The 15,530-nt window shown below is 44.7% G+C and carries 21 protein-coding genes; 6 read left to right on the top strand and 15 right to left on the bottom strand.

Annotation, left to right across the window (positions count from 1 at the left end):
• Positions 1–49: 49 nt before the first annotated feature.
• Positions 50–2,776 carry an aconitate hydratase AcnA gene (acnA, locus tag MHH76_RS10190; protein WP_023857591.1) on the bottom strand — a complete coding sequence of 909 codons (2,727 nt, stop codon included), beginning with the start codon at positions 2,774–2,776 and terminating at the stop codon, positions 50–52.
• Between the two features lie 234 nt (positions 2,777–3,010).
• Here acnA and sspO point away from each other — a divergent pair, with 234 nt between their 5' ends.
• The 4 genes from sspO (at position 3,011) to MHH76_RS10170 (ending at position 4,522) form a co-directional block, all read left to right on the top strand.
• Positions 3,011–3,157: a small acid-soluble spore protein O gene (sspO, locus tag MHH76_RS10185; RefSeq protein WP_035338655.1), complete on the top strand. Its 147-nt coding sequence runs from the start codon at positions 3,011–3,013 to the stop codon at positions 3,155–3,157.
• Between the two features lie 41 nt (positions 3,158–3,198).
• On the top strand, positions 3,199–3,345 hold the full coding sequence (locus MHH76_RS10180) for a small acid-soluble spore protein P (protein WP_003182250.1): 147 nt from the start codon (positions 3,199–3,201) through the stop codon (positions 3,343–3,345).
• A gap of 136 nt (positions 3,346–3,481) precedes the next feature.
• Positions 3,482–3,889, top strand: a complete 408-nt coding sequence (locus MHH76_RS10175; protein WP_020451602.1) for an Hsp20/alpha crystallin family protein — start codon at positions 3,482–3,484, stop codon at positions 3,887–3,889.
• A gap of 204 nt (positions 3,890–4,093) precedes the next feature.
• Complete coding sequence (locus MHH76_RS10170) at positions 4,094–4,522, top strand: DUF2621 family protein (RefSeq protein ID WP_020451601.1); 429 nt, start codon at positions 4,094–4,096, stop codon at positions 4,520–4,522.
• Positions 4,523–4,557: 35 nt separating this feature from the next.
• Here the strand turns inward: MHH76_RS10170 and MHH76_RS10165 are convergent, their stop codons facing one another.
• From MHH76_RS10165 to MHH76_RS10155, 3 genes are all read right to left on the bottom strand, one after another.
• Entirely contained in the window at positions 4,558–5,052 is a 495-nt protein-coding gene (locus MHH76_RS10165) for a cytochrome c biogenesis protein CcdC (RefSeq protein ID WP_020451600.1), read from the bottom strand.
• A 73-nt stretch (positions 5,053–5,125) separates the two neighbouring features.
• Positions 5,126–5,497 carry a response regulator gene (locus MHH76_RS10160; RefSeq protein ID WP_020451599.1) on the bottom strand — a complete coding sequence of 124 codons (372 nt, stop codon included), beginning with the start codon at positions 5,495–5,497 and terminating at the stop codon, positions 5,126–5,128.
• A gap of 83 nt (positions 5,498–5,580) precedes the next feature.
• Positions 5,581–6,288, bottom strand: a complete 708-nt coding sequence (locus MHH76_RS10155; RefSeq protein WP_020451598.1) for a cytochrome c biogenesis protein CcdA — start codon at positions 6,286–6,288, stop codon at positions 5,581–5,583.
• A gap of 242 nt (positions 6,289–6,530) precedes the next feature.
• On the opposite strand from MHH76_RS10155, the gene MHH76_RS10150 reads away from it, so the two are divergent.
• Positions 6,531–6,692, top strand: coding sequence for an aspartyl-phosphate phosphatase Spo0E family protein (locus MHH76_RS10150; RefSeq protein ID WP_020451597.1), 162 nt, complete (start codon positions 6,531–6,533; stop codon positions 6,690–6,692).
• 80 nt (positions 6,693–6,772) lie between these two features.
• On the opposite strand, the gene MHH76_RS10145 is transcribed toward MHH76_RS10150, so the two are convergent.
• The 6 genes from MHH76_RS10145 to yneA all read right to left on the bottom strand — a co-directional run bounded on the left by MHH76_RS10145 (position 6,773) and on the right by yneA (position 11,111).
• Positions 6,773–6,991, bottom strand: a complete 219-nt coding sequence (locus MHH76_RS10145) for a YneF family protein (protein WP_003182236.1) — start codon at positions 6,989–6,991, stop codon at positions 6,773–6,775.
• An 84-nt stretch (positions 6,992–7,075) separates the two neighbouring features.
• Positions 7,076–7,513, bottom strand: a complete 438-nt coding sequence (gene sirA, locus MHH76_RS10140; protein ID WP_003182234.1) for a sporulation inhibitor of replication protein SirA — start codon at positions 7,511–7,513, stop codon at positions 7,076–7,078.
• 154 nt (positions 7,514–7,667) lie between these two features.
• Positions 7,668–9,671 carry a transketolase gene (gene tkt, locus MHH76_RS10135; RefSeq protein WP_023857593.1) on the bottom strand — a complete coding sequence of 668 codons (2,004 nt, stop codon included), beginning with the start codon at positions 9,669–9,671 and terminating at the stop codon, positions 7,668–7,670.
• Positions 9,672–9,834: 163 nt separating this feature from the next.
• Positions 9,835–10,068, bottom strand: coding sequence for a DUF896 domain-containing protein (locus tag MHH76_RS10130; protein WP_020451594.1), 234 nt, complete (start codon positions 10,066–10,068; stop codon positions 9,835–9,837).
• Between the two features lie 65 nt (positions 10,069–10,133).
• Complete coding sequence (locus MHH76_RS10125; RefSeq protein ID WP_020451593.1) at positions 10,134–10,781, bottom strand: recombinase family protein; 648 nt, start codon at positions 10,779–10,781, stop codon at positions 10,134–10,136.
• 18 nt (positions 10,782–10,799) lie between these two features.
• On the bottom strand, positions 10,800–11,111 hold the full coding sequence (gene yneA / locus MHH76_RS10120; RefSeq protein ID WP_020451592.1) for a cell division suppressor protein YneA: 312 nt from the start codon (positions 11,109–11,111) through the stop codon (positions 10,800–10,802).
• Positions 11,112–11,262: 151 nt separating this feature from the next.
• Between yneA and lexA the strand changes: the two genes are divergently transcribed.
• Positions 11,263–11,886: a transcriptional repressor LexA gene (gene lexA / locus MHH76_RS10115; protein ID WP_020451591.1), complete on the top strand. Its 624-nt coding sequence runs from the start codon at positions 11,263–11,265 to the stop codon at positions 11,884–11,886.
• 198 nt (positions 11,887–12,084) lie between these two features.
• Here the strand turns inward: lexA and MHH76_RS10110 are convergent, their stop codons facing one another.
• The 5 genes from MHH76_RS10110 to MHH76_RS10090 all read right to left on the bottom strand — a co-directional run bounded on the left by MHH76_RS10110 (position 12,085) and on the right by MHH76_RS10090 (position 15,522).
• On the bottom strand, positions 12,085–12,513 hold the full coding sequence (locus tag MHH76_RS10110; RefSeq protein ID WP_020451590.1) for a NucA/NucB deoxyribonuclease domain-containing protein: 429 nt from the start codon (positions 12,511–12,513) through the stop codon (positions 12,085–12,087).
• Between the two features lie 293 nt (positions 12,514–12,806).
• Positions 12,807–13,646, bottom strand: coding sequence for a thymidylate synthase (locus tag MHH76_RS10105; RefSeq protein ID WP_026579651.1), 840 nt, complete (start codon positions 13,644–13,646; stop codon positions 12,807–12,809).
• 59 nt (positions 13,647–13,705) lie between these two features.
• Positions 13,706–14,467 (bottom strand): hypothetical protein, encoded by a 762-nt coding sequence (locus MHH76_RS10100; protein WP_026579652.1) that lies wholly within the window; start codon positions 14,465–14,467, stop codon positions 13,706–13,708.
• Between the two features lie 88 nt (positions 14,468–14,555).
• The gene (locus MHH76_RS10095) at positions 14,556–15,389 is read right to left on the bottom strand and encodes a prohibitin family protein (protein ID WP_020451587.1); all 834 of its coding nucleotides are present in this window, start codon (positions 15,387–15,389) and stop codon (positions 14,556–14,558) included.
• Positions 15,382–15,522, bottom strand: a complete 141-nt coding sequence (locus tag MHH76_RS10090) for a hypothetical protein (RefSeq protein WP_023857597.1) — start codon at positions 15,520–15,522, stop codon at positions 15,382–15,384. Before MHH76_RS10090 ends, MHH76_RS10095 begins: the two co-directional genes overlap by 8 nt.
• Positions 15,523–15,530 lie beyond the last annotated feature (8 nt).

Below are 15,530 nucleotides of genomic sequence, written 5' to 3'. Positions count from 1 at the left end.
TCACGCTGAAAAAAGAAGAGAAAGCTAAAGGCTTTCTCTCCTCATTCAATTACTGTTTCATTTTATTGCGGAGCACCATTTGCAGGATTCCGCCGTGACGGTAATAATCGATTTCTACTTCGCTGTCAAAGCGTACAACAGCTTCAAACGACTTGACTGTGCCGTCTTCGGCAATCGCTTTGACTTGAACGAGATCCCGCGGGCGAACCGTCTCACTCACGTCAACTTCAATCGTTTCTTTCCCGGTCAAACCGAGCGTTTCAGCGTTTTCTCCCTCTTTAAATTGAAGCGGAAGAACGCCCATCAGCACAAGGTTGCTTCTGTGAATTCTTTCAAAGCTTTCTGCAATGACGGTTTTGATGCCGAGCAGATTTGTTCCTTTTGCCGCCCAGTCGCGGGAAGAACCCATTCCGTAGTCTTTTCCGGCAATGACGACCAGACCTGTGCCGTCTTCTTTATACTTCATGCAGGCATCGTAGATGGACATTACTTCTCCGGTCGGCCAATACGTTGTATAACCGCCTTCTGTACCCGGAGCGATCTGGTTTTTGATTCTGATGTTGGCGAATGTTCCCCTCATCATGACTTCATGGTTTCCGCGTCTTGAACCATATGAGTTGAAGTCTCTAGGAGAAACGCCTTTTTCCTGCAGATATTTTCCGGCTGGCGTGTCTTTGCCGATCGCTCCCGCAGGAGAAATATGGTCTGTCGTGACAGAATCTCCGAATTTGCCGACAATGCGCAAGCCTTTAAGCGGTTCAACCGTACCAGGCTCAACTGACATGTTTTCAAAGAACGGCGGGTTTTGAATGTAAGTGGATTCTTCATCCCATTTATACAGGGCTTCATCCGTTGTTTCAATCGCATTCCAGCGTTCATTGTCATCAAACACGCGCTCATATTCTTTTCTGAACAACTCAGGAGTAACGGTTTGCTTCACGACGGAGTTGATTTCGTCCATCGTCGGCCAAATATCGTTGAAGTATACGTTTTGACCGTCTTTTCCGACGCCGATCGGTTCGTTTTTCAGGTCAATATCTACCGTGCCCGCCAATGCATAGGCTACGACAAGCGGCGGAGACGCCAGGTAGTTTCCTTTGACAAGCGGATGAATCCGGCCTTCAAAGTTACGGTTTCCGGAAAGGACAGACGTAATCAGCAGGTCATTTTCGGCAACCGCTTTTTCGATTTCAGGCGCAAGCGGTCCGGAGTTCCCGATACATGTCGTACAGCCGTATCCGACGATGTTAAATCCAAGCTCGCGCATATATGGAAGCAGGCCTGAATTGACTAAGTAGCCTGTTACGACTTTTGAACCCGGAGCCAGGGATGTTTTCACATAGTTCGGTACTTTCAATCCCAGTTCAACCGCTTTTTTAGCGACAAGGCCCGCACCGATTAAGACATAAGGGTTTGATGTATTTGTGCAGCTGGTGATCGCCGCAATCGCAATCGCACCCGTTTTCATGACGGCTTCTTCGCCGTTTTCAAGCTTAAATTTGATTTCTTTGTCAGCCTCACTCGCGTTTAAACCGAATCCCTGGTTCCCTGCAGGGCTTGCCAAATGCTTGTGGAATGTCTCTTTCATGTCAGTCAGCGGAATGAGATCCTGAGGACGCTTCGGACCTGAAAGATTCGCTTCAACTTTTGACAAGTCAATTTCAACGATATCGGTAAATACGGGATCTTCCTGATCAGGCGTGTAGAACAATCCGTTTTGACGGCAATATTCTTTCACCACATTGATATGTTCTTCATCACGGCCTGTTAAACGCATGTATTCCAATGCTTCCTCATCAACAGGGAAGAAACCGCAAGTCGCGCCGTATTCAGGAGCCATATTTGCGATTGTCGCACGGTCTGCAAGCGGAAGTTCTGCAACACCCGGTCCGAAGAATTCGACGAACTTTCCGACCACGCCTTTTTCACGCAGCACCTGTGTTACTTTAAGCGCCAAGTCCGTCGCCGTCGTGCCGTTCGGCAGCTTTCCGACAAGCTTCGCTCCGATTACTTCAGGTACAGGGAAATATGAAGGCTGGCCGAGCATGCCCGCTTCAGCTTCAATTCCGCCGACGCCCCAGCCGAGAACGCCGATTCCGTTGATCATCGTTGTATGGGAGTCAGTACCGACAAGCGTGTCAGGATAAGCGACAATCTCGCCGTCTTCTTCCACAGCATGGACAACGTTTGCCAAATACTCAAGGTTCACCTGGTGAACAATACCTGTAGCAGGGGGAACAGCCTGATAGTTATTAAACGCTTTCTTAGCCCAGCTTAAAAATTTGTAACGCTCTGCATTTCGTTGGAATTCAAGGTCCATATTAATTGTCAATGCATCTTCCGTACCCGCTTTGTCAACTTGTACGGAGTGGTCGATGACAAGGTCTACCGGTATTTCAGGATTGATTTTATCCGGATCTCCGCCGACTGAAGCCATCGCTTTTCTTAATGAAGCAAGGTCTACAACGGCTGGAACGCCGGTAAAGTCCTGCAAAATAACGCGGGATGGTTTGAAAGGAACGTCAATATCCTTTAATTCGGCAGTGCCCCATTTTGCCAAGTTTTCAACGTGTTCCTTTGTAATGACTCTCCCGTCTACTTGACGAAGAACGGATTCGAGCAAAACTTTAATGGAATAAGGCAGTTTTGATACGTTTCCGATTCCTTGATCCTCTAATGCTTTTAAAGAATAATAGCTGTACGTTTTGCCTTGTACTGTAAACGTTTTTCTTGATTGAAAAGCGTCTTTTTTTGCGACTTGTTGCTGATTCGCCATTTCTCCAAAATCCCCCTTTAAAGATCAAGATCATACGCCAGAAAAATCGGCATATTTCACCACAATTTTCTCACAATTTAATCTTAAAACAATTTTAAACATAAGTAAATATCAATGTTTTTATTAAATTCAATAAGAATGCCTTATACAAGGAAAAAAGTTTATTTTACTGGAAATACATTTTTTTATACAATACACCCGCTAAGGCTATACTACAGTCTGAGGTGATCGAAATTGGCCAAACGAAAAGCACATCATGTCATCAATGGAATGAACAATGCTAAACGCCAAGGAAACGGCGCGGGATATATTGAAGATGACCAGCATATTCTCACTGAGGCGGAACGCCAAAACAACAAAAAACGGAAGACCAATCAATAAATCCTAAAAATCCTTCATGAATGGCTTAGGAGGTTAAGACATTGACAAATAAAAACGACGGCAAAGATATGCGCAAAAACGCACCGAAAGGAGCTCAGCCTGGGCAGCCAGAGCCTTTGAGCGGAAGCAAAAAAGTTAAAAACCGGAACCATACGAGACAAAAACATAATTCCAGTCACGATATGTAATATTTTCCGCGTCTTTCACGGCGCGGTTTTTTACTTTACCTCTCTGGCGATGCAACCCCCTTCGAATCGCCTCCTTCACATGAATTCACAGCTGTGCATAATCTAACGGTAAGGCTAGGTATGGAGGAATGATCAAATGACAAATACAAAACGTTTCGATTCCGCAGATTTTGATAAAGAATGGATGAAACAGTTTGTTGACGACCCTTTTCTCCTCTATGATGAGACTTTTCCGATCGACCTTTATGAAACGAGCACTGAATATATAATCGAAGCAGATTTAAGCCGCTTGAATGCCCGGCACCTTGACATGACGTTTTCCGGCTACGATTTCAAGCTTGCGGTTAAAACCGATGAACAGCATTACGAAAAATCGCTGATGCTTCCTTTCTTTTTGAATGACAAACAGATCGAAGCGGAATGCGAGAACAGCATTCTTGCAGTTAAAATCAATAAGGAAGCAAGCCAAGATGAAGTTTCGCTTTCATTTCATATTCCTTTTATATCATACATGCACAACAAGCAGAACCCGGACAGCGCGTAAAACACTTTGCCATCCGGGTTTTTTCCGTTCGTTCGTCAAATATCCGCTAGCAATTCTCTATGGCCGATTAGGGAATTGCTATACAATAGATTATGTTCTAGCACCTCTTTTGATCAGGCCGGTGTCCCATTTTATATTATTTTTTCTATGTTCTTCTAAAACGCCTTCATGTAAAATAGGTTATAGACAAAGGAGTGATGAGAGATGCTGGAAGGATGGTTTTTATGGCTGATGCTCGCTTGGATCGTCATCATGATCGTCCTCTTGTCAATCGGCGGTTTTTTCATGTTTCGCAAATTTTTAAAAAGGCTGCCTAAAGAAGATGGGAAATCTGAGCTGGACTGGCAGGATTATTATATTGAACAGACAAGGCATTTGTGGAATGAAGAAGAAAAAGAACTGCTTGAAGAATTAGTTTCTCCCGTACCCGAACTGTTTCGCGATGTAGCAAAAGCGAAAATCGCCGGAAAGATCGGAGAACTCGCATTAAAGGAAAAAGCAGGCGCAATCGACCGGGATTTAATCGTCAGAGGCTATATTATGGCCACACCGAAAAAAGACCATAAGTTCCTCGTAAAGCGTTTAAAAGAAAAGAACATTGATCACTCTTCCTATCAAGAGCTTTTTAAATAAACAAAACCTTTCCTGAAAGAAGGAAAGGTTTTGTTTTAATTGACCTGTATGTGATTTGACGCTTCAATCTGGCTTGAAAGCTTTCTGAACGATAAAAACATGGCAATCCGCCAAGGAACGATCATCCCGAAAGCCAGAATCCAAAACATTCCGCTCAGTGCGCCGTAATCGATCGTTGTGCTTAATATGCTCTTCATCGCGATCCGGATGACGAGCAGCGCAATTAAAATAAACACAAACGATTTGGAGCGTTTAATATAGATTTTATCATCGCGGATTTCAAATTTTGAGGTTTTAATTAAGAAAATAGAAAAGATCATGCCCACTGTGAGAGCTTCCAAAAATTCGGCACCGGTCACGTGGAACATCGGAAATAAAAACATGAGAGCACCGGTGCTCATAAAAATCGGAGGCAGTATAATTTTTTTGGCCGTAGCCGGTTTTTCAGATGACTTGATTCTGACAGCCATGACAATGACGGCCATCACGACGGCAAGTATAGATGAAACGACGATCATCATACATATCATCCCTTTTTCTAAAGCTAATTTCTCTACTTGTTACTATACTCCAAAACGAAGAAAAAAACCATGTTCAGGTTTTTCAGCTGCAAGGATTTCCCAGCACGTGGCGAATCGCTTCGACGACTTTCGTCTCCTCGAAAGGCTTGACGATAAAGTCCTTGGCTCCGGCTTCGATCGCTTCAACAACGATTCGCTTTTGCCGCATGGCCGTACACATGATCACTTTCACCTTCGGGTTCAGCTGGATCATGTCCTTTAAAGCTTCAATCCCGTTTTTCACAGGCATTGTAATATCCATGATAACCAAGTCCGGCTGCAGCTCTTGATAAAGCAAAACAGCTTCTTCCCCGTTCCCGGCTTCACCCGCGACTTGCAAGTCTTCTGTTTCAAGTATTTCTCTGATTTTATCTCTCATAAATTTTGCATCATCAACAATTAAAACCCTTGTCATACTCCCCTCCAACATCATTATTCAATTTTGCTGTGAATAAGTCCTATTATAACAAAAAACCAAGGCGGTCCTTAGCCAGGTATCTAAAAGCCTCTGAAATCGCCGAACAGGCCTGACAGTACGATAATGATTTTCGTCATCCAGTCAAAGAACAGCAGGATTCCGACTGCAATCATTGCAATTCCGCCGATCTTCATGATGATGAGCTGATGCTTCCGAAGCCATTTCATCTTTGTCATGAAAAAAGACAGGAGCAGAAACGGCAGGCTGAATCCGAGCGCATAAAGCACCATATAAGGTACGGCCGACATCGGGTTCGTTCCGGCGAGTGTGATGACCGCTGCAAGAATCGGACCGGTGCAGGGCGTCCAGCCGGCGGCAAATGCCATTCCGATTCCGACAGAACCGAGCAGGCCGCCGGGCCTGTTTTTAAAATGGAGGCGCCTTTCTTTCATTAAAAATTCAGGCTTAAAAACCCCCAGTGTGACAAATCCAAAAAAGATGATGAATACCGCGCCAAGCTGCCTGATGAGCTGATGATAATCCTTAAAAAAGGACCCGACAAGCGATGTGCTGTAGCCGAGAGCCACAAAGATCATCGAAAAGCCAATCAGGAAAAAGATCGTATGTATCAGGCTCCTTTTTTGAAACATAAGTCTGTCAGAATGGATTTCACTCATGCTGACACCTGTAATATATGATAAAAAAGCGGGATACAGCGGCAGGCAGCATGGCGAAATAAACGATAGAAACCCTGCACCGAAAGCGAGAATATAGTTGATATCAGCCATCTCTTTCTCCCTTCTATTTTTTGGAATACTATGAAAGAAAATCATTTGATATGACAATTACATTTCAATTTCCTAACATATCACAAAAAAGGATGTTGGTTTCACGAATTTCTTTATATAATCAATTTTGACAATTTACCCTTATCACCTTCAGAATTGAAAAGGAACCTATATATGGATATAATAACATTTAGTAGGCAACAAAAAGATGATTTTTACAGAAGAAAGGATAAATTCCTGTGATGAAAGAAAATCTGCTTCATGAAATTGAGGAAAAAAGAAAAGAGCTGCTAAAAATCGTCATGACAAACGGCATGACTTCACATATCACCATTCAGCACAGCCAGCAGCTGGATATCCTTCTTTTGGAATACCAAAAACTATCTCTCGGACATACACAATAATCATAGATCAAAATAAAAAACCCGGAAGCGGGTTTTTTATTTTATAACCATGTTCCTTCTATGTCATAATCGCATTCGTATTATTTCGTTTGATTTTCCATGGCTTTCATCATTTGATTAATTTTCTTCTGGGATGGTTTCATACCCATCTGCATCATCATCATGCGCAGCATTTGTTCATTAATTGGCGGATTTTTTTTCAAATAGTTCATCATATATTTACGAGCAATAAAAAATCCGAGTGCAACACCTGCGAGCAATGCTAAAACGCCCACTAGGATGACAACCCATAAATCCATTTAATTTCCTCCTTCATGTTGTCTCGTATAAAGTGTACTAAACCAAACGCTATTATACAACATTTACAGTCCAAATTCTTTTTTTTATACAAAATTTCTTTCTTTCACAGGGTTCAGCCAGCCGTAACGTTTCATATTAAAATCCATCGCAAGGAAACACGGACTTACTTTCCGCAAAACCTCAAAGAATACCGTTTCGGCATCGAATGGACCCTTCGCCAAAATCTCAATATGTCGGTCTTTGATAATAAAAGAAGCGCTTCCTTTTGGAACAATCAATCTGTATACATAGTCAACTTGTGTATAGTCTTCCCGGCAGAGGTTCATTTTCATTCTTTTGTGTATATGGGCTGCGGGAATCGGTTTTGTAATGAACTCGATCTGCTTGGCGGCTAATTGAGACTTTTGATCGGGGCTCGTCCAATGATAATCGTAAAACAGCTTGAACATGACAGACTCTCTTCCAAAATAATGGCTGGCAAATTCCTCTTCTATCAAATACGTATAATAATGGCGTTCCATCACTGTCTCATCCCCCTGTATCGAAGAATATATGCTTTCTATTATACAAAAGGGGGTTAGAAATAATTGTCTGATGATGATAAAAGAAGCGACTAATTTTGTCGAAATGAAAAAAAGAGAATGATCCGCAGATCATTCTCTTTCATATGCCCGATTAGCGATTTAACAGTTTTTTCACCCGGTCAACTACATTCGCAGGCGTAAAACCGTATTCTTTCATGATCGTTTCGCCGGGAGCTGAAGCACCGAAATGGTCGATTCCGAGAATGTCCCCGTCAGTGCCGGTATATCTCTCCCATCCGAGCGGTGATCCCATTTCAATTGCGAGACGCTTTGTCACATCAGTTGGAAGAACAGCGTTTTTATATTCGGCCGGCTGCTTGTCGAAACGATCCCAAGACGGAACGCTGACAACGGATACGTCAATGCCTTCTTTTTTCAGCTCGCTTTGTGCGTCAAGCGCAAGGCCAACTTCAGATCCGCTCGCAAGCAAGATCGCTTGCGGTTTTTCGTTTTGGCTTTTCGAAACGACATATCCACCTTTTTCAACGCCTTCATAAGCTGCTTCAGGAGACTGATCGATTGTCGGCAAGTTTTGACGTGTCAACACAAGCGCAGTCGGCTGACTTTTTGATTGAAGCGCCAGTTTCCAGGCTGCTGCTGTTTCATTTCCGTCTGCAGGTCTGATGACGGACAAGTTCGGCAGCGCACGAAGTGATGCCAGCTGTTCAATCGGCTCATGAGTCGGTCCGTCTTCTCCGACGGCAATGCTGTCATGTGTAAACACATATGTGACAGGAAGCCCCATTAATGCAGCAAGACGGATCGCAGGTCTCAGATAGTCGGAGAAAACGAAGAACGTTCCGCCGAATACGCGAAGGCCACCGTGGAGAGCCATTCCGTTCAAAGCTGCTCCCATCGCAAATTCACGTACACCGAACCAGATATTTCTGCCGGCGTAATCTCTCGCTGAAAAATCTCCGCCGTTTTTGATTGTCGTTTTGTTGGAGCCGGCCAAGTCAGCGGATCCGCCAAAGAAGAACGGCACTTGTTGTGCGATTCCGTTTAATACTTCCCCTGAGGATGCACGCGAAGCAAGGCTGCTTCCTTTCTCATACGCAGGTACTTTCTGATCCCAACCTTCAGGAAGCTCGCCCTTCATCGCAAGTTCAAGCTCTTCGGCAAGTTCCGGGTGGGCTTTCTTGTATGCGGAGAACAGCTCGTTCCATTCCGCCTCTTTTTTCTTGCCCGCTTCTTTCACTGTTTCGTTAAAGTGTTCGTACACTTCAGAAGGGACATGAAAATCTTCTTCGTATGTCCACTCATACGCTTCCTTCGTTAATTTCGCCTCTTCTGAGCCAAGCGGAGCACCGTGAACGCCGGATGTTCCCGCGCGGTTTGGAGAGCCGAAACCGATCGTTGTTTTCACTTCAATTAATGTCGGCTGCTTTTCATTTTGTTTCGCTTTCTCGACGGCCGCCGTAATCTCGGCAATGTTATTGCCGTCTTCAACATAAAGCACTTCCCAATTCATCGCTTCAAAACGCTGCTTCACATTTTCAGAGAATGAGCGGTTTAATTCACCGTCAAGCGAAATGTCATTTGAATCATAAAGCACGATGAGACGGCCGAGTTTCAAATGTCCCGCAAGCGAAGCCGCTTCCGATGAAATTCCCTCCATCAAGTCTCCGTCACCGCAAATGCTGTATGTATAATGATCAACGACGCGATAGTCGTCACGGTTGTAAGTTTCCGCAAGGTGACGTTCAGCAAGCGCCATTCCGACAGCCATTCCGATTCCTTGGCCAAGCGGGCCTGTCGTCGCATCTACACCCGGAGTATGTCCGAATTCCGGATGTCCAGGCGTTTTGCTTCCCCATTGGCGGAAATTCTTGAGGTCTTCAATTGAAACGTCATACCCGCTTAAGTGAAGCATGCTGTACAGAAGCATTGATCCGTGTCCGGCGGACAGCACAAAACGGTCCCTGTTAAACCAATTCGGATTTTCAGGGCTGACATTCATCATTTTTGTCCAAAGCGCATAAGCCATCGGAGCAGTCCCCATCGGCATGCCGGGGTGACCGGATTTAGCTTTTTCAATCGCGTCTATGGAGAGTGTTCGTATTGTTGCGACAGATTTTAATTCAATCGTTTTCATTATGATCCCCTTCCTGTATGGACTCTACTTTCTTATCATAAATCTACCCATCGGTTTTCACAACCATTTCAGCTCAAAAGCAGTGAAAAATGACGAATCTTTACCTTCATTTTAAATTGTAGTATATACAAAAAGGGAATACGATATCGGCGTATTCCCCAAATTAATGCAATCGGCGGTTTCTTTTTTCCTGTTTGAGCTTTTCAGGCGTCACATCATTACCTTCAGGATCAACAATCGTCACAGTTTTCAACGTGTTTTTCATAGACGCGCGGACGCCTTGAAGATATTCCTGGCGAAGCTTCTGCTGTTCTGCTTTTTCTTCGTCTGTTAAAGATCCGCTCTTTGCTTTTTTGGCAAGCTCGTTAATTCTGGCTATTTTTTCATTAGAAATCATAAGATACTCCTTTGATTCGGTATATATCCATCATACTACTAAATCCGCTTTCGTTTGACAACAGATTAGTCTGCAAGGCCGTCCTTATACTCCTGGTAGCGGCGGTGAACGGTTGCTTTTGAAATGCTGTATCCGAACCCTCTCAACACGGCTGCAATCTCCGCAAACGTCAGCTTGTTCTCCCTGAGCCTGACGATTTCTGAAAGAGGCGCTTCGATCCGCTCTCTCCCGCCGCCTTCATTGCGGTGTTTCAGATTCCTCTCCGGGCGGTAGCCGTTTTCGACCGCCTTCTTCATTCCCCGCTTAATTTTCAGGTTATGTATTTTCCGCTGGTATTCTTCGACAATGCCGACAATCTCCAAAACCATCGAATCCGCTTCGGAAAGCTCAAGTTTTCCCCGGTGAGCCAGCGTGTAGATTTGAACGCCTTCTTTATATAAACAGTGAAGAAGGGCAATTTTGGCATTCCCTCTTCCAAGTCGCGTATCATCCTGTATTAAAACTGCGTCAATGTCTGATGTTTTGATTTCCTCGAGCAGATCGAAGACGCCGTCGCGGTCCATCTCATATCCGCTCGCCTGTTCGGAAATGACGTTCACGACGTTCATCCCGTGCTCGGCGGCAAGCGACTGGAGCTCTTCAGCCTGCCGTTTTAATGAGGTTTCCTGCTGCTCCTTCGCAGTGCTTACCCTGGTGTAAATAATCGCATTCATGGAAATCCCCTCAATCATTTATTCTACAACTGCAAGCTGATATTGATCGGAGTGCTGTTTGGCTACCGGCAGGACCAAAACATCGCCCGGTTTAATAACGGAGGTCGGCAGATTGTTTTTATCGGCGACCCATTCGATGAATTTTTGTTTGTCAGCGGGTTTTCCGCCTTTGATCCGGTCGGCCAGCTCCCACAATGTATCGCCTTCCTGCACTTCTATTTTAACATATTGCTTTCTTTCTTCGATTTTACCGGCAAAAGACACAAACAGAATACAGCAGCTGATCACAGCAGTAAACAGACTGACAAAAATCAATGATTCTCTTTTCATATCCATCACCCCAGAATGTTTGTTCGGTTTTATGATTTCAGTATACATACGAACAAATGTTTCTGTCAATCGTTTTTTTCGAACCTATGTTTGTACTCAAAGGAAAAACATGCTATAATCTAGCTAAAATCGACGTTTTGAGGTGCAAAAAATGACGAAGCTATCAAAAAGACAACTTGATATTTTGCGTTTCATTAAAGAAGAAGTGAAACGCAAAGGCTATCCGCCTTCCGTCAGGGAGATCGGAGAAGCGGTCGGCCTGGCGTCAAGTTCAACGGTACACGGCCACTTGGCAAGGCTTGAAACGAAGGGATTGATCAGAAGGGATCCGACGAAGCCGAGAGCGATCGAAATTCTCGATACAGAGGAAGAAATTCACATTCCAAAAAACCAGGTTGTCAATGTCCCGGTCATCGGAAAGGTGACGGCCGGTACGCCGATTACCGCAGTCGAAAACATTGAGGAATACTTTCCGCTTCCAGACCGCCTGGCGCCGCCGGATGAGCATGTCTTTATGCTGGAGATCATGGGCGAAAGCATGATCGATGCCGGAATTCTTGATCAGGATTATGTGATAGTCAAACAGCAGAATACCGCAAACAACGGAGATATCGTCGTTGCGATGACCGAAGACGACGAAGCGACTGTTAAGCGGTTTTTCAAGGAAGAAACCCATATCCGCCTTCAGCCGGAAAACCCGACGATGGAACCGATCATCCTCCAGAATGTGACGATTCTCGGAAAAGTCATTGGCGTATTCCGCACGGTTCATTAAAAAACGGACTCATCAGCAAAACCGCCGGTCGGCGGTTTTTTTTCGCACGAAAAAACAGGCTCACATCCATACGGAAATGAAGGATGCGAGCCTGAAACAGAGGGATTGATCATATGCTTACATTACCATTATCCCCCAAACAAGTTTTCCTGTCAACAAAAATGTTTCCTTGAGGAAACATTTATCGTTGTCTCCCTTTTATCGAACGATAAACAAAATTCTCGTCCCGTCAGCGTAATCGCTCAGCCTGTTCCCGACCCAGGAGCCGGCTCCGCGGTTATCCGATGAGCTGACATATCTGACCGACGCTCCTTTTCCCCCTTCTTCACACATGGCCATCGGCCATTCGTCACGGTCAAAGCCCGGCTTAGTCGGAATCCCCTTTAATGATTCCTGACGGCGCTTATCCGCTCCAGATCTTTCAATTGTGCAGACATCTGAATGGCCCGCTTTGATCGCATCGCTTATATGAGCACCTGTTTCAGGATAGCGCGATGCCGGAAAATACAATACGTCATCATACCTTGCAGCGCCTTCGGCATGCTGAGGAGAATATGCAGCCCCTCCCGAAAGCCCAAGCAGCACCAATGCGGAAAACAGCAGATGAACCGCCCATTTTTTGATCATGACAAAAACAACCTCCTCTTGTATATGCTGGTGTCACTAACAGATTAAGAGAGAATTGTTTTTGCTTTTCGGGCTCTTTGTGAAAAAGACGTTTAGAATGTGTAAATAAACGTAAGTTAAATGCTCGGGGCATACCCGTGAAAAACTGCATGTGCTTTTTGCGTCCGCTCTAAACGTATACACGGCTGCCGTCAGGAAACATGCGGCAGCCGGATATGCAAATTTTTTCATCGTTGTATTTTTTAAAAATGATTCATTCACACAACAAAAAAACAGGCGGAAAATCCGCCTGTTTATACGGCAACTTCAAATGTCAGCTTGTCGCCGTGCTTATAGTCAATTAATTTAAAATCATCGATTGTAAAGTCATAAAAGTTTTTGATGTCCGGGTTGATCCACAGCTTCGGCGCTTCATATTGCTCGCGTTTCATCTGAATGTTTAAATTATCGATGTGACGGGTATAGATGTGACAGTCGCCGATATTGAAGATGTATTCGCCCAGCTCATAACCGAGGACTTGGGCGATCATGCGCTGCAAGACGTTATATTGGAACACATTGAACGGGTTGCCAAGCGCCATGTCATTGCTTCTCGCTCTTACTTCCAAAGAGAGCTTTCCTTCTTTCACATACCATTGCGTCTCATAGACGCAGGGCGTCAAGGCCATGCCGTCCAAGTCATCGGGATTCCACAGCATGGTCAAATGCCTGCGTGAAGACGGATTATGCTTTAACTGATGGAGCAAATAATCCACTTGATCGGCTTTCTGCCCGTTAACCGTTCTGTTTTTCTTCGCTAATTGATAGCCGTAGGCTGCTCCGATTGTGCCGTCTTCAAGCCGCCATTGATCCCAAATATGAACCCCCATATCGTTCAAAACTTGAACATCATTGGATTTCAGCTGCCAGATCCAAAGCAGCTCTTTGATGGCCGTTTTCCACGCCACCTTCTTCGTCGTCAAAATCGGCACTTCCGAATTGTCAAACCGCATTTTTTCGCTCATGATGCTCAGCGTATGAGCCGGCGTTCCGTCTGAATCCCACTTCGTCCGGACCTGATATTCTTCATCGGAGATCCCTGATTCAATAATTTTTTGAATGATTGCATTGTATTGCTGGTCATAATGGCTCATCTTATCCTCTCCTCTTTCCACATGATATGTATAAAATGAGTTTTTTTCAAGATTTAAGATCATACGCGGGTTTGATAAATCTCCAACGCTTTCTTGATAACATTTTTATCGTATCCGGTGACATCATGGATTTTCTCAGTCCAGCCTTCAATTGTGTCCGGCTTCGCTTCTCTGTATAATCCTTTGCTCGTGCTAAGATATATGTCCCAGCCGCTGAATTCCCAATGCGCGATTTCATGTTGAAACGGAATTCTGCATTCCAGTAATGGCGCAGGCTTCAATGCCGCTTGCGAGCATTCAGCTGCCTCCCAAAAAACGGACATGTCAACAGGCTCTGTAGAGTAGACTTGAGTTGACACCTTTCCGTTCGGCCGATGGTAAAGGACCTTAACTCCGCCGGTTGTCGGCTTGACTTGAATTTGTGCTGCCGGGAAAAAACCGTCCAGCTTTTCACTGGTATAATCTTCACATTCGCAGTCGATCAGAATCGGCTGCAGCCATTGATCTCCCAGATCACATAAAAAGCGCCGTCCTCTTTCATCAAGCGCGATGACTGCGGCATGCGCGCGTTCTGTTTTGAACGAACGGCCGATCGGAAAAGCTTCCACTCCGTCTTTTGTAAACTCGTCCAGCAGCCAAATCGAAAGGTCAAAGCAATTGCCGGCAATGCCGTACTCTTGGTGGTGTTCCTTCATCATTGAGACGTTCCGCTGTTTCTGATCCCCTCCCTGATGATAAAACCATGCCTTTGTCAGCGTTTCCATCGGAAAAGCGTCGAATCTTCTCCACGTACGGAGAATGGCATCCGGAGCAAACATCATCTTCCCCCCTGTCCAGAAGCGATTGTTAACACTATTATATACGGGCGACCGAGACGAAAAAAATCCCTTAGCAAGGGATTTTTTCGTTTTATTTTCCTTTCTCATCAGTCGGAATCTGGATCAGGGAATTCGATCCTGTCGCTTTAGGCATTTTTCCGTCCCATTTTTGGATCCATTGATACTTGATCATTTCATCTGACATCGATTTTTTAATAATTTCATTATACTCGGCAATACCTTGAGCTTCGATCTTTTTCTTTTTCGCTTCCGCTTCGGCGATCTTCAGCTCTGTCTGCGTTCTTTCCAGTTCCTGCGAAGACTTCACGCGCGCGTCAATCGCTTCCTGGGTCGCTTTATCAGGCTTTGGCACACCGAGTGTTAAATCGTCAATGACAAAGCCGAGCCCCTTCATATCATCTGCAAATGTTTTTTGGATTTCTGCGGCGGCATCAGATGATTTTTGTCCGTATGTATCAATGACGGAGTATTTGGAAATCGACTTTCTTGCAGCGTCCCACAGCCTTGTTTTCAAGTAGCTGTTTTCGATTGATTCAATATCGACCGCTCCGAATTTATTAAACAATTCTACGACTTTATCAGGCTGAACGACATAGTTGTAGGCGATGTCCATTGAGATGTTTTTGCCGTCAGAAGTAGCCACTTGAATATCCTGATTGTTTACAGTCTGCATCCGCACCGGATATCTTGTGACTTTGTCAAACAGTCCGACTAAATGCCAGCCTTGATCAAGCGTTTCCGATTTCACCCCGCCATTCGGAGAATAAACGACGCCGACATATCCGTTCGGAATTTTCTCGATGAACAAGGAAGCTGTGAATCCTCCGATAATTAAAGCAACAGCGACAATGATTCCGCCGAGCAGCGTTTTGTTTTTATTCTTCTTTGGTTGTTTTTCATTCATCTTTGTCATCCTCCAGCGTTTTCTTTATTTTGCTCGCCCCGCTTCCGACTTTTTTAAAAAGCGGGCTTAACATAAGCCATACGCCAAACCCTATAATGGATAGCAATATGATCGAACCAATCATGACTTTCACTTTTGTTT

The sequence above is a fragment of the Bacillus sp. FSL L8-0193 genome (assembly GCF_037976065.1).
GTDB lineage: Bacteria > Bacillota > Bacilli > Bacillales > Bacillaceae > Bacillus > Bacillus paralicheniformis.
This window is presented reverse-complemented; position numbering and strand designations above follow the sequence as displayed.

What these genes read in the sequence shown, in the direction of transcription:
- acnA (WP_023857591.1), bottom strand. Translation starts at nt 2,776, where the DNA reads ATGGCGAATCAGCAACAAGTCGCAAAAAAAGACGCTTTTCAATCAAGA.
- MHH76_RS10175 (WP_020451602.1), top strand. Translation starts at nt 3,482, where the DNA reads ATGACAAATACAAAACGTTTCGATTCCGCAGATTTTGATAAAGAATGG.
- MHH76_RS10170 (WP_020451601.1), top strand. Translation starts at nt 4,094, where the DNA reads ATGCTGGAAGGATGGTTTTTATGGCTGATGCTCGCTTGGATCGTCATC.
- MHH76_RS10165 (WP_020451600.1), bottom strand. Translation starts at nt 5,052, where the DNA reads ATGATATGTATGATGATCGTCGTTTCATCTATACTTGCCGTCGTGATG.
- MHH76_RS10160 (WP_020451599.1), bottom strand. Translation starts at nt 5,497, where the DNA reads ATGACAAGGGTTTTAATTGTTGATGATGCAAAATTTATGAGAGATAAA.
- MHH76_RS10155 (WP_020451598.1), bottom strand. Translation starts at nt 6,288, where the DNA reads ATGGCTGATATCAACTATATTCTCGCTTTCGGTGCAGGGTTTCTATCG.
- MHH76_RS10150 (WP_020451597.1), top strand. Translation starts at nt 6,531, where the DNA reads ATGAAAGAAAATCTGCTTCATGAAATTGAGGAAAAAAGAAAAGAGCTG.
- MHH76_RS10145 (WP_003182236.1), bottom strand. Translation starts at nt 6,991, where the DNA reads ATGGATTTATGGGTTGTCATCCTAGTGGGCGTTTTAGCATTGCTCGCA.
- sirA (WP_003182234.1), bottom strand. Translation starts at nt 7,513, where the DNA reads ATGGAACGCCATTATTATACGTATTTGATAGAAGAGGAATTTGCCAGC.
- tkt (WP_023857593.1), bottom strand. Translation starts at nt 9,671, where the DNA reads ATGAAAACGATTGAATTAAAATCTGTCGCAACAATACGAACACTCTCC.
- MHH76_RS10130 (WP_020451594.1), bottom strand. Translation starts at nt 10,068, where the DNA reads ATGATTTCTAATGAAAAAATAGCCAGAATTAACGAGCTTGCCAAAAAA.
- MHH76_RS10125 (WP_020451593.1), bottom strand. Translation starts at nt 10,781, where the DNA reads ATGAATGCGATTATTTACACCAGGGTAAGCACTGCGAAGGAGCAGCAG.
- yneA (WP_020451592.1), bottom strand. Translation starts at nt 11,111, where the DNA reads ATGAAAAGAGAATCATTGATTTTTGTCAGTCTGTTTACTGCTGTGATC.
- lexA (WP_020451591.1), top strand. Translation starts at nt 11,263, where the DNA reads ATGACGAAGCTATCAAAAAGACAACTTGATATTTTGCGTTTCATTAAA.
- MHH76_RS10110 (WP_020451590.1), bottom strand. Translation starts at nt 12,513, where the DNA reads ATGATCAAAAAATGGGCGGTTCATCTGCTGTTTTCCGCATTGGTGCTG.
- MHH76_RS10105 (WP_026579651.1), bottom strand. Translation starts at nt 13,646, where the DNA reads ATGAGCCATTATGACCAGCAATACAATGCAATCATTCAAAAAATTATT.
- MHH76_RS10100 (WP_026579652.1), bottom strand. Translation starts at nt 14,467, where the DNA reads ATGATGTTTGCTCCGGATGCCATTCTCCGTACGTGGAGAAGATTCGAC.
- MHH76_RS10095 (WP_020451587.1), bottom strand. Translation starts at nt 15,389, where the DNA reads ATGAATGAAAAACAACCAAAGAAGAATAAAAACAAAACGCTGCTCGGC.